This is a genomic window from Hymenobacter gummosus (assembly GCF_003970915.1).
In the GTDB taxonomy this organism is placed as follows: domain Bacteria; phylum Bacteroidota; class Bacteroidia; order Cytophagales; family Hymenobacteraceae; genus Solirubrum; species Solirubrum gummosum.
This window is the reverse complement of sequence record NZ_RXOF01000008.1, coordinates 61,429-82,941: the sequence shown is the minus strand read 5'-3', so window position 1 is coordinate 82,941 and position 21,513 is coordinate 61,429. Positions and strand designations below refer to the sequence as shown.

At 68.2% G+C, this 21,513-nt stretch carries 22 protein-coding genes; 10 read left to right on the top strand and 12 right to left on the bottom strand.

Translation table 11 applies throughout. The features are described 5' to 3' along the window. Positions 1-286 precede the first annotated feature (286 nt). The 3 genes from EJV47_RS14810 to EJV47_RS14800 all read right to left on the bottom strand — a co-directional run bounded on the left by EJV47_RS14810 (position 287) and on the right by EJV47_RS14800 (position 3,703). The gene (locus tag EJV47_RS14810; protein WP_126693941.1) at positions 287-646 is read right to left on the bottom strand and encodes a CZB domain-containing protein; all 360 of its coding nucleotides are present in this window, start codon (positions 644-646) and stop codon (positions 287-289) included. A 59-nt stretch (positions 647-705) separates the two neighbouring features. Continuing rightward, positions 706-1,986 (bottom strand): PAS domain-containing protein, encoded by a 1,281-nt coding sequence (locus tag EJV47_RS14805; protein WP_126693940.1) that lies wholly within the window; start codon positions 1,984-1,986, stop codon positions 706-708. 190 nt (positions 1,987-2,176) lie between these two features. Then, positions 2,177-3,703 carry a malate:quinone oxidoreductase gene (locus EJV47_RS14800; protein ID WP_126693939.1) on the bottom strand — a complete coding sequence of 509 codons (1,527 nt, stop codon included), beginning with the start codon at positions 3,701-3,703 and terminating at the stop codon, positions 2,177-2,179. A gap of 318 nt (positions 3,704-4,021) precedes the next feature. Here EJV47_RS14800 and EJV47_RS14795 point away from each other — a divergent pair, with 318 nt between their 5' ends. Beyond that, entirely contained in the window at positions 4,022-4,522 is a 501-nt protein-coding gene (locus EJV47_RS14795) for a DUF1440 domain-containing protein (RefSeq protein ID WP_126693938.1), read from the top strand. Positions 4,523-4,653: 131 nt separating this feature from the next. On the opposite strand, the gene EJV47_RS14790 is transcribed toward EJV47_RS14795, so the two are convergent. Further along, positions 4,654-5,220 carry a hypothetical protein gene (locus tag EJV47_RS14790; RefSeq protein ID WP_126693937.1) on the bottom strand — a complete coding sequence of 189 codons (567 nt, stop codon included), beginning with the start codon at positions 5,218-5,220 and terminating at the stop codon, positions 4,654-4,656. A gap of 212 nt (positions 5,221-5,432) precedes the next feature. On the opposite strand from EJV47_RS14790, the gene EJV47_RS14785 reads away from it, so the two are divergent. After that, entirely contained in the window at positions 5,433-6,176 is a 744-nt protein-coding gene (locus EJV47_RS14785) for an SDR family oxidoreductase (protein WP_126693936.1), read from the top strand. A gap of 233 nt (positions 6,177-6,409) precedes the next feature. Here EJV47_RS14785 and EJV47_RS14780 read toward each other — a convergent pair whose 3' ends face one another. Further along, complete coding sequence (locus tag EJV47_RS14780; protein WP_126693935.1) at positions 6,410-7,522, bottom strand: mechanosensitive ion channel family protein; 1,113 nt, start codon at positions 7,520-7,522, stop codon at positions 6,410-6,412. A gap of 283 nt (positions 7,523-7,805) precedes the next feature. On the opposite strand from EJV47_RS14780, the gene EJV47_RS14775 reads away from it, so the two are divergent. After that, the gene (locus tag EJV47_RS14775) at positions 7,806-8,375 is read left to right on the top strand and encodes a cupin domain-containing protein (protein WP_165903770.1); all 570 of its coding nucleotides are present in this window, start codon (positions 7,806-7,808) and stop codon (positions 8,373-8,375) included. Positions 8,376-8,583: 208 nt separating this feature from the next. Here EJV47_RS14775 and pncA read toward each other — a convergent pair whose 3' ends face one another. The 3 genes from pncA to EJV47_RS14760 form a co-directional block, all read right to left on the bottom strand. After that, complete coding sequence (gene pncA, locus EJV47_RS14770) at positions 8,584-9,195, bottom strand: bifunctional nicotinamidase/pyrazinamidase (protein WP_126693933.1); 612 nt, start codon at positions 9,193-9,195, stop codon at positions 8,584-8,586. Positions 9,196-9,295: 100 nt separating this feature from the next. Continuing rightward, positions 9,296-9,826, bottom strand: a complete 531-nt coding sequence (locus EJV47_RS14765; RefSeq protein ID WP_126693932.1) for a 2'-5' RNA ligase family protein — start codon at positions 9,824-9,826, stop codon at positions 9,296-9,298. 81 nt (positions 9,827-9,907) lie between these two features. After that, complete coding sequence (locus EJV47_RS14760) at positions 9,908-10,795, bottom strand: DUF4440 domain-containing protein (RefSeq protein ID WP_126693931.1); 888 nt, start codon at positions 10,793-10,795, stop codon at positions 9,908-9,910. A gap of 271 nt (positions 10,796-11,066) precedes the next feature. Between EJV47_RS14760 and EJV47_RS14755 the strand changes: the two genes are divergently transcribed. The 7 genes from EJV47_RS14755 to hutI all read left to right on the top strand — a co-directional run bounded on the left by EJV47_RS14755 (position 11,067) and on the right by hutI (position 16,717). After that, entirely contained in the window at positions 11,067-12,089 is a 1,023-nt protein-coding gene (locus tag EJV47_RS14755) for a spore photoproduct lyase family protein (protein WP_126694088.1), read from the top strand. A gap of 70 nt (positions 12,090-12,159) precedes the next feature. Continuing rightward, the gene (locus tag EJV47_RS14750) at positions 12,160-12,978 is read left to right on the top strand and encodes a hypothetical protein (RefSeq protein WP_126693930.1); all 819 of its coding nucleotides are present in this window, start codon (positions 12,160-12,162) and stop codon (positions 12,976-12,978) included. A gap of 5 nt (positions 12,979-12,983) precedes the next feature. Continuing rightward, a complete protein-coding gene (locus tag EJV47_RS14745; protein WP_126693929.1) occupies positions 12,984-13,451 on the top strand; it encodes an ATP-binding protein in 468 nt (155 codons plus the stop codon). A gap of 97 nt (positions 13,452-13,548) precedes the next feature. Continuing rightward, entirely contained in the window at positions 13,549-14,319 is a 771-nt protein-coding gene (locus EJV47_RS14740) for a tRNA(His) guanylyltransferase Thg1 family protein (RefSeq protein WP_126693928.1), read from the top strand. 27 nt (positions 14,320-14,346) lie between these two features. Then, the gene (locus EJV47_RS28445; RefSeq protein ID WP_207895901.1) at positions 14,347-14,802 is read left to right on the top strand and encodes a hypothetical protein; all 456 of its coding nucleotides are present in this window, start codon (positions 14,347-14,349) and stop codon (positions 14,800-14,802) included. Between the two features lie 171 nt (positions 14,803-14,973). Next, a complete protein-coding gene (locus EJV47_RS14730; protein WP_126693927.1) occupies positions 14,974-15,390 on the top strand; it encodes a hypothetical protein in 417 nt (138 codons plus the stop codon). A gap of 58 nt (positions 15,391-15,448) precedes the next feature. Beyond that, on the top strand, positions 15,449-16,717 hold the full coding sequence (hutI, locus tag EJV47_RS14725) for an imidazolonepropionase (RefSeq protein ID WP_126693926.1): 1,269 nt from the start codon (positions 15,449-15,451) through the stop codon (positions 16,715-16,717). Between the two features lie 186 nt (positions 16,718-16,903). On the opposite strand, the gene EJV47_RS14720 is transcribed toward hutI, so the two are convergent. From EJV47_RS14720 to EJV47_RS14705, 4 genes are all read right to left on the bottom strand, one after another. After that, the gene (locus EJV47_RS14720; protein WP_126693925.1) at positions 16,904-17,872 is read right to left on the bottom strand and encodes a hypothetical protein; all 969 of its coding nucleotides are present in this window, start codon (positions 17,870-17,872) and stop codon (positions 16,904-16,906) included. Between the two features lie 30 nt (positions 17,873-17,902). Further along, positions 17,903-19,705 (bottom strand): hypothetical protein, encoded by a 1,803-nt coding sequence (locus EJV47_RS14715; protein WP_126693924.1) that lies wholly within the window; start codon positions 19,703-19,705, stop codon positions 17,903-17,905. Further along, positions 19,702-20,256 carry an RNA polymerase sigma factor gene (locus EJV47_RS14710; RefSeq protein WP_126693923.1) on the bottom strand — a complete coding sequence of 185 codons (555 nt, stop codon included), beginning with the start codon at positions 20,254-20,256 and terminating at the stop codon, positions 19,702-19,704. Before EJV47_RS14710 ends, EJV47_RS14715 begins: the two co-directional genes overlap by 4 nt. A gap of 322 nt (positions 20,257-20,578) precedes the next feature. Continuing rightward, entirely contained in the window at positions 20,579-21,505 is a 927-nt protein-coding gene (locus tag EJV47_RS14705; protein WP_126693922.1) for a hypothetical protein, read from the bottom strand. Positions 21,506-21,513 lie beyond the last annotated feature (8 nt).

Below are 21,513 nucleotides of genomic sequence, written 5' to 3'. Positions count from 1 at the left end.
ACACCACGGTGTCGTCGCGGCGTACGGCGCGCTGGTGACGGGCGGAAAAGTGCATGGCGTGGAATGCTAAGTGGGGCCGTCAGGAAAAAAGCTGGCCGAGGCGGGCGGCAATAAGCCTTGATGGCCAGCTGGTTAGTATGATACGCAGCGCAGCTGGGGCAGCGGCGTCCAACCGAGATTAACAAATTGTTAACAATGCCGACGAAGGGTACTTAGGCGCGCCTGCAGCACAAAAAAAGCCCTTCCCGGCGGCGGAAAGGGCTGATTGACGAACTGACGCCGCGGTTCAGGCGGTGCCCATCTGGCCGGCCATGCTCTGCAGCAGGGCGTCGATTTGCTCGGTGCGGCTTTCTACCTGCTCCAGGCCCTTGCGGGCTTCCTCAATCTGGCCGCGCTGGTACTGGCGCACCAAAGCCTGCCCGGTGTTGAGCGTGTCTTGGAGCAGGCGCTCAATCTCGCGCACCTGCGGCATGGTGCCGTAGCGCGGCTTGACAATGGTTTCGAGCCACTGGCCCAGGGGATTGTCGCGGACGGAAAACAGAGTCGGGTCGGCTTCGCGCACGCCGTAGAGCACGGAGCGCAGCCGGGACTTGAAGAGCACCTGCTTAATCCTGGCTTGCTGAAAATCCAGGCTGGTGAGGTCCATGAGAAGCGGGGAGGTCCCCGATAAAATGCGAATACTAAGTTAGGGCGTGGGCGGCGGACTTACTCGGCGCTGGGCTGCTGGGCCTGCCGCGCCCGCACCAGGTCGGTCACGTCGTAGGCAAAGGCCGTCACGCCGGCCACCTGCCCGTGTTCCCGGAACGGCTGGTAGGAGAAGTTCAGGTAAATCTGGCGCTGCTCGCCCGTCTGCGGGTCGGGCAGCACCAGCGGAACTTCGGTGCCGCCGCTGGGCTGGCCGGTCTGGTACACCCGGTCGAGCAACGCCACGAAGCCTTGCTCCACGGCCTCCGGTACAGCTTCGGCCACCGATTTGCCCTCAGCGTAGCGGCCCTGAAACAGCTCCAGGTAGCGCTGGTTGCCATACTCGAAGCGGTGCTCGGGGCCGCGGAAAATGGCGAACATGGCCGGCACCTCGGCAAACAGGCTGCGCAGGGCGTCGCGCTGGCCCTCGGCCTGCTGGTAGGCCTGGTACGCCTGGTCCGACAGGGCCGCCTGCTGCTCGTTGGCCTCCAGCAGCTCCTGCACCATCTGCTTCTGCTCGTGGATGTCGGTGCCGCCGCCCACCCACATGGTCACCTCGCCGGCCTCGTTGCGGCGGGGCACGGCGCGCATCAGCACCCAGCGGTACTGGCCGTCGTGGCGGCGCAGGCGGTACTCCACCTGGTAGGTGTCGCCGCTGGCCACCGAGGCGTCCCAGATCTGGCGGATGCGCGCCTGGTCGTCGGGGTGCAGAAACTGCAGCCAGCCACGGTCGAGCTGCTCGGCGGCGGGGCGGCCCGTGAAGTCCAGCCAGCGGGCGTTGAAATAGTCGCGGCCGCCGGCGGGCGTGGCCGTCCACACCATGGCCGGCACCGATTCGAGGATAAACTGCTGCCGCTCGTAGCTGTCGGCCAGCTCGCGCTGCATCTGCCGGGCGCGCAGCTCGGCGCGGTGCAGCTCGGTCACGTCCTCGGTGCGCTGCAGGATAAAGCGCAGCTCCCCGCCCGGGCCGAGCACCGGAAAGTGCGTGGCCTGCCAGAACCGCTCCTCGTAGCCGCCGTCGGCGGTGGGCAGGTCGTAGCGGATCAGCGGCATGATATCGGCGGCGTGCTGGGCGCGCACGTGCTCGTGGGAGCGGCGCACTACCTCGCCTTCGGTGTCGGAGTTGGGCGGCCACACCTCGAAGAAGTCCAGCCCGGCCACGTCTTCGCGGCGGCGGCCCGGCAGCGACGACGCGGCGTGGGCGTCGTTGAGGTCGAGCACGCGGCCTTCGGGCGAAAGCAGCAAATACTTATCGGGCAGGGCCCGGAACAAATCGAAATAGTCGGTTGACGCGGCAGTCATGCGGCAAATTCGAGATGAGTCGGCGGATAGGGGAAACGGTTCAGCCTCCAAAGGTACCGCTTCGGGAGCGGATTGGACTTAGCCAGTCCGAGAAAGATAGGCGAAAGGTACGGCCGAATACAACGCGGCGCCTTCCCTGGCCGGGGAAGGCGCCGCGTGGGGGGCGTTCAGTTCGTCGGGCCGGGACGGTTTACGCCGGGTTGCCGACCTGCGCATTCAGGCCCAGCACCTCGCCGGTGTAGGCGCGCAGCTGCTCGGTCAGGGCCGGGTTGTCGTGCAGGGACTGGCCGAAGGAGGGAATCATTTCCTTGAATTTGGCCTGCCACGCGGGCGTGGTGGCCTGCTGCGGGAAGCAGCGCTGAATCAGGCCCAGCATGATGCTCACGGCCGTGGAAGCGCCCGGCGAAGCGCCCAGCAGGGCGGCAATGGAGCCGTCGGCGGCGCTGACCACCTCGGTGCCGAACTCCAGTACGCCGCCTTCCTTCTTGTCCTTCTTGATGACCTGCACGCGCTGGCCGGCCACTTCCAGCTCCCAGTCCTCGGCGCGGGCCTCGGGCAGGTACTCGCGCAGGGCCGCCAGCCTATCCTCCGGCGACTGGCGCACCTGGTTGATGAGGTAGCGGGTGAGCGGAATGTTCTTGAGGCCGGCAATAATCATGGGCCGCATGTTGCTGAGCTTGATGCTCAGGGGCAGATCCAGGAAGGAGCCTTTCTTGAGGAATTTGGTGCTGAAGCCGGCGTAGGGCCCGAACAGCAGCTCCTTCTTGCCGTTGATGACGCGCGAATCGAGGTGGGGCACCGACATGGGCGGGGAGCCCACGGAGGCCTTGCCGTACACCTTCGCGTCGTGGCGGGCAATGACGTCGGGGTTCAGGCACTTCAGCCACTGCCCGCTCACCGGGAAGCCGCCGAAGCCCTGGCCCTCGGGGATGCCCGAGGCAATGAGCAGGGGCAACGAGCCGCCGCCCGCGCCGATGAACACAAACGGGGCTTTGAGCTTAAGCTTCTGGCCGGTGGTGCGGTTTTCGGCCCGTACCAGCCAGCGGTTGTCGTCCTTGCGCTTGATCTTCTCGACTTCGTGGTGGAAGTAGAACGACACGCCCGGCTTTTCCTGGAGCAGGTAGAACATGCCGCGGGTGAGGGAGCCGAAGTTCACGTCGGTGCCGATGTCCATGCGGGTGGCGGCCACGGGCTGCGCCGGGTCGCGGCCTTCCATCACCAGGGGCATCCACTGCTGCAGCTCGGCCTTGTCGGTGCTGAACTGCATGCCCTGGAACAAGGGCGACTGGGTAAGGGCCGCGTGGCGCTTGCGCAGGTACTCCACGTTGCCTTCGCCCCACACGAAGCTCAGGTGGGGCACGTGGTTGATAAAGCGGCTGAGCTCCTTGACGGCGTAGGTCTGGGCCAGGTAGGTCCAGAACTGCTTGCTCTGCTCAAACTGCTCGGCAATCTTGATGGCTTTCGAGGTGTCGATGCTGCCGTCGGCGCGCTCGGGGGTGTAGTTCAGCTCGCAGAAGGCCGAGTGGCCGGTGCCGGCGTTGTTCCAGGCGTCGGAGCTTTCGGCGGCGGCCACGTCGAGACGCTCCACCACGGCAATGCGCAGATCGGGCTGCAACTCTTTGAGCATCATGCCCAGGGTGGCGCTCATGATGCCGGCCCCAATGAGGATGACGTCGGGCGTGAGTTCGGTGTCGGCAGCGGAAGAAGGAGTATTCATACGGTCGGGAAAGAGACTTAGGCAGTACGCGGAACGGCGGAAAAAGTGCCTACGGTCGGGCTACGGATAGCCCGCGGCGGGTCGGGCCGTTTCGCCATAGGAGGGCAAAACAGCCGGCGCGCGGCCTGAGTTTCAAGAAACAGGAACCCAAATGCACTTCACCGGAGCTGAGCACGGATGAGAAGGTACAGTGGGACGCGAGGGTGGGAGGGAGCTGACGTCGGGGGCGCGGAAGGGGTGGCTCAGCCGGGCAAAGATACCGGGGGCGCCGAATTTCCCAGGCGGCTATATTTACCCGAACCCGCCCGCCCCGCCCGCATGAGCCACTTCGCCGCTGCCAATTCGCCTTCAGCCCCGGTTTCCACTACCCGCGCCGCCCTGCGCGCCGGCCTGCTGGCCGGCACCCTCGACATCTCGGCCGCGCTGCTGGTGTTCAGCGGCCTGCTGCAGAAGCTCGGGCCCCAGACGCTGCTGCAGTCGGTAGCCAGCGGGGCGCTGGGCAAAGCGGCCTACGCGGGCGGCTGGGCCACGGCGCTGCTGGGCCTGGGCCTGCACTACCTCATTGCCCTGCTCTGGGCCGCGCTGTACGTGGCGGCCGCCCGCGCCTGGCCGGCGTTGCGGCGGCAGTGGGTGCTCGGCGGCGTGCTCTACGGGGTTGTGGTGTGGGCCGTGATGAACCTCGTAGTGCTGCCGCTGAGCCGGGCCGGCCGCGGCCCGCTCACCTTGCAGGGCATCGTCATCAACCTCGTCATTCTCATCCTGATGGTGGGCCTGCCCATTGCCTGGACGACGCGCCGCGCCTACGCTGGCCGGGAGTAGCTGTTCCGAGAACCGCCAAGGCGTTTAGGAGCCCATTCCGCAATGCAGAACGGGCGTCGGCGGCACCTAGATGAAAAACCCGGCCGCTAAGCCGGGTTTTGCGCGTTAATCGGGTCTATAAGCAGGCCGCTTCAGAAGCCCACGCCCAGGCCGGGGGCGCCGTAGCCGGGGTAGCCGCCCTGCGTCATGCGCAGCCCGCCCGACACGGAGAAGTTCTCGGTCACGTGGTAGTCGGCGCGCAGGTTCAGGCCCTGCTGCCCGAAGCCGGCGTAGGGGTTGACGCGGTAGCCGGTGGTGGTCATCGGGGTGAGGTCTTTCCAAGCGCTGCCCGTCAGCGAGAGGCGCGGGCTGATGGCGTAGGTGCCGCCGCCCTGGATGAAGTAGCGGTTGAAGCCCTGGTAAGCCAGGGGCAGGCTGCCTTTGTCGTCGCGGGCGGGCAGGGCGCCGGGGAAGGTGCGCAGGTAGGTGCCGCCGGCAAACACCCGGAAGCGCGGCGTGAGCTGGTAGCTCAGGGCCGGGCTCAGGTAGCTGGCCGCCCCGTAGCGCCCCGCGAATACGGTGCCCGCACTCACGTAGCCCGACAGCGGGGCCGCGCCCAGCCCCGGCAGCACCGCCGGGTCGGCGGAAAACGACTGCGCGGCGGCCGGGCCGGCCAGCAGCAGCCCCAGGGCCGCAGGGAGAAGGAAACGGTAGGACATAAGACGGGCAGATAAGGGTGGAAACGCAGCGGGCCGCGCCGGCTTGCTCAAGGTACGCAGCGCCGGGCAGAAAGTACGCCCGCGCCGGGCAGCGGGCCGTCGGCTGATAACCGGCCGGGCGCCGCAGTGGTTCGAAAACCGGCGGCGGGGCCAACAAAACCGCCGCGCCGGTGGTATTACCGCCGTTTCCACGTCTTGCTGATTTTGCTCTTATGAACCTGGCTGGCAATACCATTCTCATCACCGGCGGAGCCACGGGCATCGGCCTGGCCCTGGCGCAGCGCTTTGTCGCGGCGGGCAGCACCGTCATTGCCGTAGGGCGCCGCCCGGAAGTGCTGCAGGCGGCCCAGCGGCAGCTACCCGGCCTGCACGTGTACGCCGGCGACGTAGCCCAGCCCGAGCAGCGCGCCGCCCTGCGCGACTGGGTCACGCGCGAATTCCCCACCCTGAACGTGCTCATCAACAACGCGGGCGTGCAGCGTCGCCTGCAGCTGGCTGATAATGAGGATTGGGCCGCGCGCCAGCAGGAAATTGCCATCAACCTGGAGGCGCCCATTCACCTGAGCACCCTGCTGCTGCCGCACCTGCAGCAGCAGCCCGGCGCGGCCATCATCAACGTTACCTCCGGCCTGGCCTTCACGCCCGCCGCCTTCGCCCCGATTTACAGCGCCACCAAGGCCGCGCTGCACTCCTTTACTATTTCGCTGCGCGAACAGCTGCGCAATACCGGCATCAGGGTGCTGGAAATTGTGCCGCCGGCCGTCAATACCGACCTGGGCGGGGCGGGCCTGCACACCTTCGGCGTGCCGGTCAATGACTTCGCCGATTCCATCGTGGAGCGCCTGGCCGCCGGGGAGCAGGAAGTGGGCTACGGCACCTCGGAGGAGCGCCGCCTGGCCTCCCGCGCCGAGCTGGACGCCGCCACCGAAGCCATGAACAGCCGGTTCCGGCAGTAGAACCGGTAGAACGGCGGTAAATCAGAACGTCATCCTGACGAAGGAAGGACCTTCCTCGAACCCTGTACCAACTCAAAAGCGCAGCCGCCAACGTTCTACTGTTGGTGGCTGCGCTTGTTTTGTGACTACTATGTACTGCATGCACTTCGTCGGTGGTGACGGTGCGGGGTGGGAGGAAGGTTCTTCCTTCGTCAGGATGACGGTCTGATTTACTGCTGTGCTGCTTTACTGGCCTAGCCGGCCAGCCCGGCGTCGGGCAAGATGGCTGTAGCGGCGGGTCGGCTGGGCTCGTCGGTGACGGCGCGGGTTTTGGGCAGGCACTGCGGGTACTCGCGCTGAATGAAGCCGACCAGCCGCTCGCGCACCTCGCAGCGCAAATCGAAGGCCTGGCTGGAGTTGGCGGCGCTGACCAGGATGCGCAGCTCCAGGGTGCGCTCCTTGGAATCGGTAACCTGCAGCACGCACACGCGCCGGTCCCAGAGCGGGTGCGGCTCCACCACGCGGCGCAGCTCCGCGCGCAGGGCATCGACGGGGATGGTGTAATCGGTGTAAATGAACACCGTGCCCAGCAGCTGCGAGGTGGTGCGCGTCCAGTTCTGGAAGGGCTTCTCGATGAAGTAGTTCAGGGGCAAGACCAGCCGCCGCTCGTCCCAGATGCGCAGCACCACGTAGGTGAAGGTAATTTCCTCCACCCGGCCCCACTCGCCCTCCACCACCAGCACGTCGTCGAGGCGGATGGGCTGGGTGAAGGCAATCTGGAAGCCGGCCAGCAGGTTGCTGATGCTGCGCTGGGCGGCAAAGCCCACAATGACCGAGGCAATGCCCGCCGAGGTCAGCAGCCCGGTGCCTATTTTGCGCACCGTGGCGAAGCTCATCAGAATCAGCGCGACGGCCAGAAAGACGATGAGCGACACCACCAGCTTGCGCACGAACTGCAGCTGGGTGAACAGCTTGCGCACCCGCAGGTTGTCGGCTTCGCCCAGGCGGTAGTGCTGCTGCACCAGGTCTTCCACCACGTTCACGGTGCGCACCAGCCCCCAGGCAAAGGTGCTGATGAGGGCCGCCTCTACCACCCGGCGCAGCACCTCGAAGGGCTTGGGCCCGAGCGGGGCCAGCGGCAGCATAAACGACAAGGTGAGCACCGGCAGAAAGTAGGTGCTGGGCCGGCTCAGCCAGCGCGCCACCGACCGGGGCAGCAGGGCGTCGTCGCGGCGGCTGTAGATGCGCAGCAGCCAAAATATCAGCCACTTGATGAGCAGGCCCAGGGCCAGCCCGCCGAGCACGACGCCGGTGGTACTGAGGGCAATGGAGAGTTGGTAGGGTAGGTCCAGGCCGAGGTCGGACATAGGCAGCGGAAAGGCTTGGGGCGCGGCTGTTCTGTACCCCCGGCTGGCGGCAAAGGTTATGTTCGGCGAGAATCCGGGCCGGTTCGGCGGCTGCGCGGTGGCGTTGGCGGTGCACTCACATCATCATGTGAATCAGCCTGCTAGCGGGCGGCGGTACCTTTGTGCAGCCCGCCCGTGGAGGCTGCTGCGCTGCGCCGGCGCCCGGCCGGCCCGGGTCGGGCTTTACGGTTTTCAGTTTACCCAGCGGCTATCCACCAGGCTACTGTCAGCGTCCTCTTTACCCATGGCATACCAAGGCCAAAGTGTTGAAAACCCCATCACGGGGCAGAGTTTGTACTTCCTGAGCACCGCCCGCCAGACCAACGGGCGGGAGCTGGTGCTCGAAGCCAGCTACCGGGGCCGCGGCCCCGAGCCGCGCCCGCACTACCACCCGCAGCAGGAGGAGCTGTTCGAGGTGCTGCAGGGCGAGCTGCAGGTGCGCCTCGACGGGCAGCTGCGCACCCTGCGCCGCGGTGAGCGGCTGCGCATTGCGCCCGGGCAGGTGCACGCGATGTGGAACGGGCAGGACGAGCGGACGATAGTGCGCTGGACTACCCGCCCGGCCCTGCGCACCGAGGAGCTGCTCGAAACCACCTTCACCCTGGCCCAGGCCGGCCTGGTTACGCCCGAGGGCGCCCCCGGCCTGCTGCAGTCTTCCTTGTTGCTGAGCGAGTTCGGCCGGGAATACCGTCTGGCCAACCCGCCCCGGCTGCTGCAGCGCGTGGTGTTCGGGCTGCTGCGCCCGTTGGCCCGGCTTATCGGGCTGCGGGCCAGCTACGGCGCCGCCACCTCGCCCCGCCCCGCCGTCCGCTAAAGCCGGCTATCATGTCGAGCAGTGCGAGACATCCGGGGCCGCCCTCAGAACGACGAGCCCCGCGTCATGCAGAGCGCAGCGAAGCATTTCGCGTGCTGATGGTGCATAGAAATTCTAGCCAGCGAGATGCTTCGCTGCGCTCTGCATGACGGTCTGACGACGCGGGCTGAATGCTCGCGCTGCTCCACAAAACAGGCGCTTCGAGTCGTTACTGCAGCAGCTCGGCGCTCTGAATGACGTGGCCGCCGAGCTGGTGCAGCTCAACTTTGGCGCGCCCGAAGCCCTCGGCCGAAATGGCGCGGGTGGCGTCCTCGATGAGGTAGGTGGTGAACCCCTGACCGCGGGCGTCCTTGGCGGAGAAGAACACGCAGTAGTCGGCGGCCAGGCCGGCCAGGTACACTTCGGTCACGCCGCGGCCGCGCAGGTAATCGGCCAGGCCGGTAGCCTTGCGGTGGCCGTTGTCGAAGAAGCCGCTGTAGCTGTCGATTTCGGGGGCCATGCCCTTGCGGAAGATGGCCTCGATGCGGTGCTGGTCCAGGGCCGGGTGCAGCTCGGCGCCCTCGGTGCCCTGCACGCAGTGGTCGGGCCAGAGCGTCTGGGCCAGGCCGTACAGCTCCACCTGGTCGAACACCTGGTGGCCGGGGTGGCTGCTGGCGAAGCTCAGGTGGCCCGGTGGGTGCCAGTCCTGGGTGGCCACCACCAGTCCGAACTGCTCCTGCAGGCGGTTGACGAGCGGAATAATTTCGTCGCCGCCGGCCACGGCCAGCGCGCCGCCGGGCACAAAGTCGTTCTGGATATCAATCAGCAGCAGGGCTTTCATGGCGAGGAAGTCGGTAGCAAGTGAGAAGTACAGTCGGCGCGGGCCCGTAGGGGCGCGGCCGGGCAAAAATAGCGGCTGCGGGCCGAGCGGGGCCGCGGGTTCAGGCGTTTTCGCCGAAGGCAAACGTGCGCAGCAGCTCCCAGGGCCCGCCGCGGTAGGCCCAGAGCTGCAGGCCGGTGCCGGTGGCTTCGAAGGGCTCAAAATCGGCCTGCAGCTCGGCCAGCAGCTGCCGGGCCTGCTCGGGCTTGACCTTGTTCTGCACCGTCACGTGCGGGTGGCGGCGCTGCTGGTCCTGGGGCGTGAGGTGGGCCTGCCAGTGGGCCTGCAGCTCGCGGTGCAGGGCCTCGGTGGCGGGGCTGAACAGGCTGTAGGCCACGCCCTGCCCCAACGACTGCAACCCCGCCACCCGCAGCTCGATGGGGGCCTGCGGGCGGCAGCGCACCGCCAGGTAGGCTTCGATGCTGCTCAGCTCGGCGCCCGGCAGGTGGTGAAACAGGGTGAGGTGGGCGGCCAGGTAGTTGCGCTCCGGTGGGAAGTGCTTTTGGCGCAGCGCGTCGAAAAACGCCTGAGTGGCCTCGTCGAGCTGCAGGGTCAGAATCAGGGGCGCGTCGGCGGCGGACGGGCTGGGCATAAGCAGCGGCGGATAAAGAAGCCCCGGCGGTGGGCCGGGGCTACCTTGCTACTTCGGGCGGGGCCCTAAGGTTGCGGCCGGCTACTGCGGGGCGGCGTTGAACACCTCGGCCAGCAGCTGCCAGCCCTGGGGGCCGTGCTGCCACAGGTGCACGTAGCTGCCGCGCCCGGGCTGCCCGCCCGCGCTGTGCTGGTAGGTGCCGTAGGTGTAGGCCAATTCGCCGGAGCGGGCCACCCGGCCGCCCGTGGGCCGCAACTGCCGCGGCGCTTCCCCTTCGAGCTGCCGGCGGATGGCCGCGGGCGTCAGCAGCGGCAGGGTTTCCTCGCGCAGCAGGCGGGCCTGCGGGTGCAGCCGGGCCGCGTAGGCCGCCGCCAGCCCCTGCGCCGCCCCGGCCGCCGACAGCTGCTCGTCCAGCGCCGTGGCCGTGCGCAGCACCGCGGTGCTGCCGCGCCGGGGCGGCTGGCCGGGCGCAGGGAAGCTGAGCGTGGCGGGCGGCTCGGGGCTGCCGGCGGGCTGCGGGTGACTGATACCGTTGTCGAGCAGCCAGCGGAAGCGGCCGTCGGGCTGACGCGCCCAGATGGTGAAAAACTGCCCGTAGGCCACGCGCTGCCCGTCGGGGCGCTGGATGTACCAGGGGCCGGTGCTGTAGCCCAGCTCACCCGAGGCCGCGGCGCCCACGGCGGCTGGGCCCCAGTGCAGGCTGGGGTCGGTGGGCGTGGCGGCGGGGCGGCCGCTCCACACGCTGCGGGCCAGGGCGGGCTCGGCCCGGCTGAATACCACCGCCGAATCGGCCATGGTGGCCAGGAAGGCGGCCTTGGTGCCTTCCTGCAGGGCTTGGGCGGCAAAGGCCCGCTCGGCGGCCGCAATGGCCTGGACCGGGGTACGAGTGGTGGGTTTGGCCGATTGGGCGGCCGCGGCCAGGGGCAGCAGCCAGGCGGCGGGGCCGAGAAGACGGGGCAGAAACGACATAGGCGCGGAAAGCTAGCGGAAAGCGAAGCTGCTGCCTGGCCCGGCCCGGGGCAATAGCACAATGATGTGATAAGCCGGCTCCTGGGTTGTTTTAAGTGGGTTTATATATTTGATTATCAATTCGAAATAATGCCCGACTGGTGGCCTGAAAAGGAGCTTAAACGGCCCGCCGGGTGTTGTGCTGCTGATGATGGATTCACTGCTGTTACCCGTGCTCAATGCCCCGGCCCGCCCGGCCGAAGCGCCCCGCACCCACGCCGCCAAGCTCTGGCTGCCCAAGCGCGTGGTGTTTACCCCCGATGCCCTCGACGAGCCCTTCGGCCAGCAGATTCTGGCGCGCGTGACGGCCCTGGACCTGGAAGTGGAGCTGCTCAAAAGCAACCGCCTCAGCGGCCTGCGCGGCCCCGACGCCCGCGACACGTACCGCCGCGCCAAGAGCACCCTGGCCGTGGTGAAGGCCCCGCCCGGTGCCCTGCGGCTGCAGCCCACCCCGCCCTCGGCCGACTGGCAGATGAACCTGGCCGAAGGCTGCCCGGCCCACTGCCAGTACTGCTACCTGGCCGGCTCGCTCAGCGGCCCGCCGGTGGTGCGGGCCTTTGCCAACCTGCCCGCGCTGCTCCAAAACACCGCGGGCTACGAGCAGCCCGGCCGCCGCACGTCCTTCGAGGTGAGTTGCTACACCGACGTGCTGGGCATCGAGCACCTGACGGGCAGCCTGGCCGAGTGCATCCGCTACTTCGGGGAGCGGGAGGGTGCCCACCTGCGCTTCGTGTCGAAGTACGACCACGTGGACTCGCTGCTGGCCTTGCCCCACCACGGCCGTACCCGGGCCCGCATCAGCCTGAACGCCGAGCCGGTGGCCCGCAAGCTGGAGGCCGGCACGGCTTCCATCGAGGCCCGGCTGCGGGCCCTGCGGCAGCTGGCCTTGCCGCGGGAGCAGGGCGGGGGCGGCTACCCGGTGGGCGTGGTGCTGGCCCCCATCATGCCCATTCCCGACTGGCGCCAGGAGTACGGCCGGCTGCTCGACCGCCTGCAGGCCGCCCTAGACTTTCCCTGCGACCTGACCGTGGAGTTTATCAGCCACCGCTTCACGCCCGGCTCCAAGGACGTGCTGCTGCAGTGGTACCCGGGCACCTCCCTGGATCTGGACGAGGCCACCCGCGCCGTGAAGCGCAACAAGTTCGGGGGGCTGAAGTACGTGTACCAGCCCGCCGACATGCGCGAGCTGAAGGAGTTCTTCTACCAGGAGTGGCAGCGGCGCTTCCCGCAGGCGCCGGTGCTGTACTGGACGTGAAGCCAAAGCCGCCCCGCTCGGGCGGCTTTTTCGTTATTTAGACGCCTATCAACCGGTTAACGGAAGTATTATGAAGCGCACAATAGTTCTACTGAGCACCGGGCTGCTGGCCGTGGCCTGCGAGCAGCCGACCCGTCAGCAACCCGCCGCCGACCCCGCGGCGGCGGCGGTAGCAACCGCTGCTACGGCGGCCGCGTTGCCGGCGCTGGTGCCCGACACCATCCAGCTGCCCGACGGCGCGCACGGGCAGTGGAGCGTGTTGCAGACGGGGACTTTTCACCACGAGGAGGTGCCGGAGGATGCTGAAAAGCAGGCTTGGTTGGGGCTGTTTCGGGGTCCGCAGGGGTATTACGTGGCCCCGGCGCCGCTGCGCGTCAAGCGGGCCTACGATGCTATAGTGGACGAGGATGGTGAGCAAACGGGCTGGGAAGTGGCCGTTCCGGGCAATGCCGACCACTGCGTGCTGTTGCTGGCGACGCAGGGCGCGGTGCCAGCAGGCCGCACCGATACGGCGGCGGTGAAGCCTCAGCTGCTGCTGCCGGGTAAGCTGCTGCGGTTTGCATTCCGCGGCGCGTCGTACACCCTGGCGGCTACGGGCGCGTGGGCCGCCGGCGACACCAGCGCGTACGCCGTGCAGAACTACAAGCTATACCTGGCCGCCGACGCGGCGCCCGGCAAACGGCAGCTGCTCGCCGCAACGCCACATTTCGATGACGCGATGATGCAGCTCGTGTGGATTGGCGACCTGGACCACGACCAGCGGCCGGATTTTATCCTGGATACCGCTTCGCACTACAACTCGAGCAGCCCGAGCGTGTACCTTTCCTCGCGAGCCGAGGGGCAGGAACTGGTTAAGTTCGTGGGCCAGCACGTCATCACCGGCTGCTGATTCCTATGCAAGCCATCATCTTCTGCGGCATTCAGGCCACCGGCAAGTCGACGTTTTACAAGGAGCGGTTTTTCAACTCCCACATCCGCCTGAGCCTGGATTTGCTGCGCACCCGCTACCGCGAGGCCCGGCTGCTGCAGCTCTGCCTCGATACCCAGGCCCGCTTCGTGGTCGACAACACCAACCCCACGGCCGCCGAGCGGGCCCGCTACATCGAACCGGCCAAAGCGGCCGGCTACCGGGTGGTGGGCTACTATTTTCAGTCGGTGCCGCGGGAGGCGGTGGCGCGCAACCGGCAGCGGCCCGCGGCCGAACAGGTTCCCGACGTGGGCATTTTCGGGGCCGTGGGCCGGCTGCAGCTGCCCGCCTGGGCCGAGGGCTTCGACGAGCTGTACTACGTGCGCATCGGGGAGGGCGGCTTCGTGGTGGAGCCCTGGCAAACCGAACGGCCCGCGCCGCCCGCCGAATCGTAGCCTCGCCGTTCCCCTGTACCGGCTGCAGCCTGGGCTTGCCGGCCCGCGCCGCCTGCATCAGCGTTATCCATTCCTCATCCTAGCCCGCCCCGGCCCGATGAAATTCAACGACCTCGACGCCCGTTTGCGCGTCTTCGAAACTGCCCACGACCACTGCGCCCTGCCCGGCCTGTTCCTGGTGGCCCGCCTCGACGGGCGTGGCTTCACCCGCCTCACCAAGGAAGTGCACGCTTTCGAGGCGCCTTTCGACGAGCGGGTGCGCGCCCTGATGGTGGGCACCACGGAGCACCTGATGCAGTGCGGCTTCCGCGTGAGCTACGGCTACACCCAGAGCGACGAAATTTCCCTGCTGCTCGACCCGGCCGACCACACCTTCGGCCGGAAGCTGCGCAAGCTGACCTCGGTGCTGGCCGGGGAGGCCTCGGCCAAGTTCACCCACCTGCTCGGCGATGTGGCCTGCTTCGACTGCCGCATCAGCCAGCTGCCCCGCCCCTCCGACGTAATCGACTACTTCCGCTGGCGGCAGGAAGACGCCCACCGCAACTCCTTGAACGCCCACTGCTACTGGCTGCTGCGCCGCCTGGGCCACGACGCCGCGGCCGCCCACGCCCGCGTCAAAGGCCTGGGCGTGGGAGCCAAGCACGAGCTGCTGTTTGAGCACGGCACCAACTACCACGCGCTGCCCGCCTGGCAGAAGCGCGGCGTGGGCGTGTACTGGGCCACGCGTCTCAAGGACGCCTTCGACCCCATCCGGCAGCAGCCCGTGCAGGTGCTGCGCCGGGCCCTGCACGTCGACTACGAGCTGCCCCTGGGCGCCGACTACGCCGCCTTCGTGCAGCAGTGGGTCGGCCCCGCCGAGCCGGCCTGAATTGCGCGAACTTGCTAAGTTGCCGCCATGAAATCCGCCGTCGACAAACTCCAGATCAAGCCCGGGGCCGTGGTGGGCCTGCTGGGGATGCCCGCCGAGCTGCAGCCCGCCCTGGCCGAGCTCTGGGAGCGGGCCACCGTGGAAGCGGTGCTGGCGCCCACCGTGCCCGTCACCGCCGTGCTGGCCTTCGCCACCAAGCTGGAGGAAGTGGAGGCACTGGCCGCCCAGCTCCCGCACGCCCCCGGCGACGTGGCCCTGTGGGTGGCCTACCCCAAAGCCTCTTCCAAAAAATACCGCTGCGAGTTCAACCGCGACACCGGCTGGGCAGCCCTGGGGGCGGCCGGCTTCGAGCCCGTCAGCCAGGTGGCCCTTGATGAGGACTGGTCGGCCCTGCGCTTCCGGCGGGTGGAGTACATCAAGAAAATGACCCGCGGCGGCGCTATTTCGGCCGTGGGCAAGGAGCGGATTGGGCAGAAGGAGTAGGCGTTTGAGGCTATGAACCGAGTGCTTCTTTGCGGCTCACTGCTGGCCTTGTGGGCCTGCTCCTCGCCGGAGCCGGCCGCCCCGCCCGCCCAGCCGACTGCAGCCCCACCACCGGAGCCGCCCGCCCCAACCACTCGGGCTGTAACGGCCAGACCAGCCGCCGCCGACAGTGTGGTGCTGGTACGCCTGGCCGACGGCATTACCCTGCATTGGAACAACCGGCGTTCCGGGTTCGTGGACGACAAGCTGCTGCGGGCCGCGAAGGCCAACTTTCCCGCCAACCAGCACCGCCTCGTGGCCCTGATACTGGATACCACCGCTACGGCGGCCGTGGCCTGCGCCGGGTCGCGGGACAGCCATAGCCTGGCGACTGGAGACGTGGCCTTTTTGCTCGTGCTCCGGGTCAAGCGGCTACCCTGGTACGAGGTCTACGGAATCCAGTGGGACTCTTTTGATTACGATTGTCCTTATGCCGAAGGGATGCTGAGCTACGTGGCGGCGAACCGCGCTACCGTCTGGCAGAAAACGGCAAACTACCTGGCCAGTACGGCGCGGGCCACCCGCCCAGCGAACCAGCCGGCCCGGTAGTCAGCACGGGTTTTTAGGCCGGCCGCGTACTTTTGGCCCCTCACCAGCCCGCCCCGCCATGCCCCAGCCGTACTCCCTGCTTTTCTGCCACGCCGCCCAGGTACTCACCTTGGCCGGCGGCCCCCCCGATAAGCCCCTGGCCGGCACCGACCTCGCGGACTGGCGCATCATCGAGCACGGCTACGTGGCCTGCCAGGGCGAGGCCATTGCCGCCGTGGGGCCCATGAGCGAGCTGGACGCCGGCCGCATCGGGCCCGACACGCGCATCGTGGACGTCTCGGGCCGGGTGTTGATGCCGGGGCTGGTGGAGTGCCACACCCACCTGGTGTTCGGCGGCAACCGCGCCGACGAGTTTCAGCGCAAGCTGCAGGGCGAGTCCTACCTCGACATCCTGGCCGCGGGCGGGGGCATCCTGAGCACCGTGCGCAAAACCCGCGCCGCCTCCGACGAGGAGCTGCTGCAGAGCGCCCTGCACCACCTCGAAGGCTTCCGCCGCTACGGCGTGACGACCCTAGAAGCCAAGAGCGGCTACGGCCTCGATGCCGCCACCGAGCTGCGCCTGCTGCAGGTAGCCCAGGAGGCCGGCCGCCGCCAGCCGGTGCGCGTGGTGTCCACCTTCCTCGGCGCCCACGTGCCCGGGCCTGAGTACAAAGGCCGCCCCGCCGACTACCTCGACATGCTGCTGGCCGAGGTGCTGCCCGAGCTGAACCCCACCGAGGTGCCCTTCGTGGATATTTTCTGCGAGGAAGGCGCCTTTTCCGTCGACGACTCGCGGCGCTATCTGCAGCGGGCCCGGGAGCTGGGCTTCGGGCTGAAAATCCACGCCGAGCAGCTGCACGAGCTGGGCGGCTGCCAGATGGCCGCCGAGTTGGGCGCCATCAGCGTCGACCACTGCGACTACCTCAGCGCCGAAGGGGCTGCCCAGGTGGCCGCCGCCGGGCAGGGCCGCACCGTGGCCGTGCTGCTGCCGCTGGTGCCGCTGTACCTGCGCCAGGAAAAGTACGCCCCCGGCCGGCAGTTCATCGAGGCGGGCCTGCCCGTGGCTTTGAGCACCGACTTCAACCCTGGCTCCTGTCCGAGCAAAAACCTCTGGCTGGCCCTGCAGGTGGCCTGCCTCAAGATGGGGCTGACCCCGCGCGAAGCCCTGGCCGCCGTCACCCTCAACGCCGCCTGGGCCATCGGGCAGCAGGCCAACTGCGGCTCCCTGGAGCCCGGCAAGCGCGCCGATTTGCTGGTGCTCAGCGTGCCCGACTACCGCGAGCTGCCCTACTGGCTGGGCGAAAACCCCGTGGCCCAGGTCGTCATCGGCGGGCAGCTGGAGGAGTAGCCGCGCCGGCTGCACCCGCCCGGCTGGGCCGGAAAACAAAAAACCGCCCCAGCCGGGGCGGTTTTTGCGGGCACGCGTTAGGGAAAAAGACAGGTGTGTCGGAAGCAGGAGCCGCAACGCCCGGCAATGGTTGCAAGCCGCGGCGGAAAGCACGTCATCCTTAGCAGCCGACCGGGGCCGGCGGGCCTACAGCTGCTGCACTTCGGCCAGCAAATCGGCTTCGCTCAGGGCGCGCAGCGTGGGCGTGTACTGCTGGCCCGCCGCCACCGTGGCCGTCTGCTTGCCGAAGTAGTACTGCCCGTTGACGAGGCGAATCACCACCGCCGTAACGGACTGGCCCACCGGAATATTGGCGGTGGCCACGGTGTTCTGGCCGGCCGCCACGTAGCCGCGGGCCACCGTGTTGAAGCTGTTGAACACGTAGAACACCATGGTGTTGGCCGGCTCCACGTCGTTGCCCGGCACCGCCACGCTGACCGTGGTCTTGGGGTTCAGGTTCATGTACCGGTCGATGTTGACCCAGCCCAGGGAATCGTTGTTGAGCGTGATGTTGTAGAAGTTGCCCTGCCCGGTGCTGTCCAGCACCACGCCCAGCGCGGAGGGGCCCTGCTGCGGGGCCGGCACCCAGTTGACGTTGCCGCCCGAATTAACCCCGAAAAACAGGCGCATAGCCACGTCGGGGCGCGGAATATTGGCCGTGCGGATGTTGATGCGGGCCGAGGACTTCAGGCGCAGGCGCTGGTTGTTCTGCGTGGCCCGCAGGAAATACTGCCCCCCCGACACGAGCATTTCGCCGCTGGCGGTGGTGGGCATGGCACTCAGCACCATTTCCGACTTCGTGCGGATTTCGCGCACCGCCAGCTGCACGGCCCCCGTCACGGGCGTCGTACCGTTGGCCTGCACAAAGGCCCCGGCCGGAATGGTAATGCGCGTGCCCTTGGTGGTGACGACGGTGGCCGAGGTGCCCAGCGCGGGGTCGACGGTGAAGGTCTGCGTCGGGGCCTCGTGGGCTCGTACAAAGGTGTTGAGCAGGCTCGGGTTTACCTGCACTCCGCCATTGTCGATGGGTTGAGGCGGGCAGTCGACTTCTTCTTTTTCGCAGGCAGCAACGAGCAGGCCACCCGCTAGCAGCGAGAGGAGAAACTTGATTTTCATAGGGTTGTTGGGGGTAAGGAGTGAGAGAAACTAGGGCAGATCGAACCGCAGGCCGGTCTGGAAAAACAAGGCAACGGGGCGGCGCGCGGGCCGCGGCACCTGGGTAATGGAGCTGGCCGAGTACTGCAGCACCGGCTGCAGCTGCAGGTGCCAGCCGGGCCGCCATTGGTACTCGGCGGCGGCGCCCAGGGTGAGCAGCAGGCTGGCTACCCGGAACCCGCCCGGCCCGGTGCGGCCGGCCACCTGCTCGCAGGCGCAGGCCGAGCCGCTGCTGGTGCGCCCCCCGGCGTACAGGCCCAGGGCGGCGCCGCCCAGCACGTCGTAGCGCAGGCGGCCGGTGGTGCCCAGGTGGTACTGCGCCAGCAAGGGCACCGTCACGAAGCGGTAAGTGTCGCGCTGGCGCAGGGCCACCCGGTCGGTGCCCATAAGGCTGTCCCGGTGCAGGGCGTAGATGAGCGTGTCGCGGCGGGTGCCGTTGTCGTACACCAGCACCCGGATGCTGCTGGTAGAGACGATGCGCGGCTTGTTGAGCACGGCGTTGAGGCGGGTGGCGTACTCGGTGTAGCCCAGGCCGGTGCTCAGACACAGCCGCGGCGTCAGGGCGTAGCCCACCTGCAGCTGGGCGGCGTAGCTGATGGCGGGCCGCTCCAGCCGGCCCAGCCCGCGGCTGGCAGAATCCCGGGCTGGCCCGAGCTGCCGGTAGGCCACGCCCGCGCCGCCCAGCAGCGCCAGGCTCCAGCGCCCCGCGGGCCGGGGCCGGCGGCGGGTGGTATCGGCGGCAACTCCGTTCAGCGGCGCGGGTAGCCCGGGCACCGGCGTCAGCAGCGCGGTGGAGCGGCTGTTGAGCTTATCGGTGGCCAGCACCGGGGGCGTGGTGGGCAGTGCGGCCGGGCGGCCGGCCGCGGCCAGCGGCAAGTCTTCGGAAGCAGTGCTACCCGCCGAGGTAGTAGGTGCCGCCGTACTGGCGGCCGCAGCAGCGGAATTATCGGGGCTGCCAGCCGCATGAGTCGGGGCTGCCGTCGTGGGCGCGGCCGTGGCAGCGGAGCTGTTTGAGCCACCGCCCGGCGTAGCGGCCGAGGTAGTCGGCTGGGGCCGGCCAGTTGCGGTCCGCGTCAGCCCCGAAGCCGCCTGGTTGGGTTCAGCCGGGCCAGGCGTAGTGGCGGATACAGACGGGTGCGGCCCCTGGCCGGCGCGGCCCAGTGCGCCGCCGGCTACTGCCGTGGTCAGGCGGCGCGCCTGTTTGCGGCCCGGCCGACCAGCAGCTACCAGGCCGGTGGTTTCAGCATCGGTTGGCCGGTCAGGCTTGGTACTGCCAGCTGCTGTGGCCACGGAACGGCCGGCGCGGGTTTGGGCGGCCGGCGAAGCGGCGGAAGTGCCAGCATTGGCCGCCGGAGCCGATGGAGCGGGCGGCGCAGTATCCGTAGCGCGCTGCGCCGATGTTGGGTTGGGGGAAAGGGTAGAGGCAGGTTGCGGCAGCTGAGCGGCCGAAGTCTGGGCTGCCGTAGCTAGGTGGGCACGGCTGGGGGCGCCAGTCGCCGGAACGGGCTGGGAACGGGCCGCCGCGGTGCCAGTGGCCGGGCCGGCGGTTTCAGTGGTAGCAACGGTGGGCGCGGCGGGGCGCAGCCACAGCAGCGCGGGGATGCTGAGCAGCAGCAGCAGACAGGCGGCGGCCAGCCACAGCGCCACGCGGCGCCACTGGCGCTGCGGGGCCGCCGGCTGGGCGGCCAGGTGCTGTTCCAGGCCCGCCCACAAGTCGGCGGAAGGGTGGCTGCCGTAGTCCTCTAACTTGCGGCGCAGCTCGTCGAAAAGATGATCTGGTTCGCGTTCAGTCATTTGGCGGCAATCTTGGCGGGCGTGGGAAAGGAAAGTTTGGATTCGAGCAGGCGGCGGGCCCGGGCCAGCTGCGACTTGCTGGTGCCCTCCGAAATGCCCAGCATCTCGCCGATTTCGGCGTGGGAGTAGCCCTCCACGGCGTACAGGTTCAGCACGGTGCGGTAGCCCAGCGGCAGCGTCTGCAGCACTCGCAGCAGGTCGTCGGCCGAGAGCTGCTCCAGCGGCGTGCCGTCGGGGTGGGCCAGGTCGATGGCCTCGTCGTACTCCACGTGCGGGCCGCGCTGCTGGCGCTGGTGGTAAGCGTTGATGGCGGTGTTGACGGTGATGCGGCGGGCCCAGGCTTCGAAGGGGCCCTGGCCGGTGTACTGGTGCAGGTTGCTGAAAATCTTGATGAAGGCGTTTTGCAGCGCATCCTCGGCCTCGGCCCGCGAGGGGCAGTAGCGCAGGCACACCCCCATGAGCGGGTAGGCCAGGTGCTGATACAGCGCCCGTTGTGCCCCTGGCTGCCCGCGCCGGCAGCCGGCCAGGATGTCATCAAGTGGTGCGGCCATAGGGTGGCAAAAGGGGCGGCAAGGGGAGGATACGGCGGGTAATAAGGGTTTCTGCAGCCATGACCGGGCACCCCCGGGTCGGGTTGCGCGGAGGAATTTAAAATTGATAAGTAACTGAATAATAATGTAATAATTTAATGCAGCGGTGCCGAGCCAGTTCACGAAGCCGCCTGCTTATCGAGCCGGTTTTGCTGAAGAGCTTCAAATAAAAAAGCCACCCGAACCTCGGGTGGCTTTTTCGTGTGCACACGGTAACGCTAACATTACTGATCGAACACGAATAGGCTAGCAGGTGGCACGCCGGGCAGCTTCCCGGGCGGCCTTAAAACTGCCGGATAAAATCGGCGGCGGGCTGGGCATTCATAGCCTGCAGCGCGGGGCGGTAGATGGTGCCGCTTCGCAGCGTGACGCGCTCGGCGCCCACCAGCACCTGGCCCGCCTGGGCGCGCAGTACGATGATTTTCAGTTCGGTGCCGGCCGGCACGCCGTACAGCTCCATCAGGCGGGTCTGGCTGTTCCAGCGCATCAGGAACACGCCGCTGCGCTGGGTAGGCAGCAGGTACACCCGCGCCGCGGCGTCGCCGCCCACGTCCACGCGCAGCAGGGTAGTATCGGCGGGCGCCGAGGTCCAGTAGCGGCCGAGGTTGAACCAGCCCAGGCTATCGGTATACACCCGGGTGCGGAAGCGGCTGCTCGTCGCGTCGAAGTGCACCCGGACCGTATCCTCGGTGAAGGTTAGGGTGCTGCTCGTCACCGGAACGCCCTTCCACTGCATCAGGTTGGAGGCCGGAGCCGTGGGCGCCTGGGGCATGTCGACGGCAATGGAGTGACCCGGGCGCAGGCGCAGCGGCACCGCGCTGCCGGGCAGCCAGGCCGACAGGTGCAGCTGCCCCGCCGTTTCGAGGGGGCGGGCGTTGGTCATTGAGGGCAGCCCGCCCAGCAGCATATCGACGGGCCGGGTGAGGGCCTGCACCCGCAGCTCCACCGACCCGCTCACCGGCGTGCCGTCGAGGCGGGCAAAGGCGCCGGCCGGCACGGTGAGGCGGCTGCCGTCGGTGAGCTGCACGGCGGTGCTGCGGCTGCTGCTGGCCTCGAATACCTGGGTGGGCGGGGCAAATACGCGGTGAAACTCGGTGACGGAGCTGACCGGCGCCTCGGTTTCGCAGACGATGAGGCCCTCCTCGGGCTGGTCGCAGGCGGCGAGCAGCCCAGCGGCCAGCAGCAGGGAATACCAGGAAGTGCGTTTCATAGCAGCAA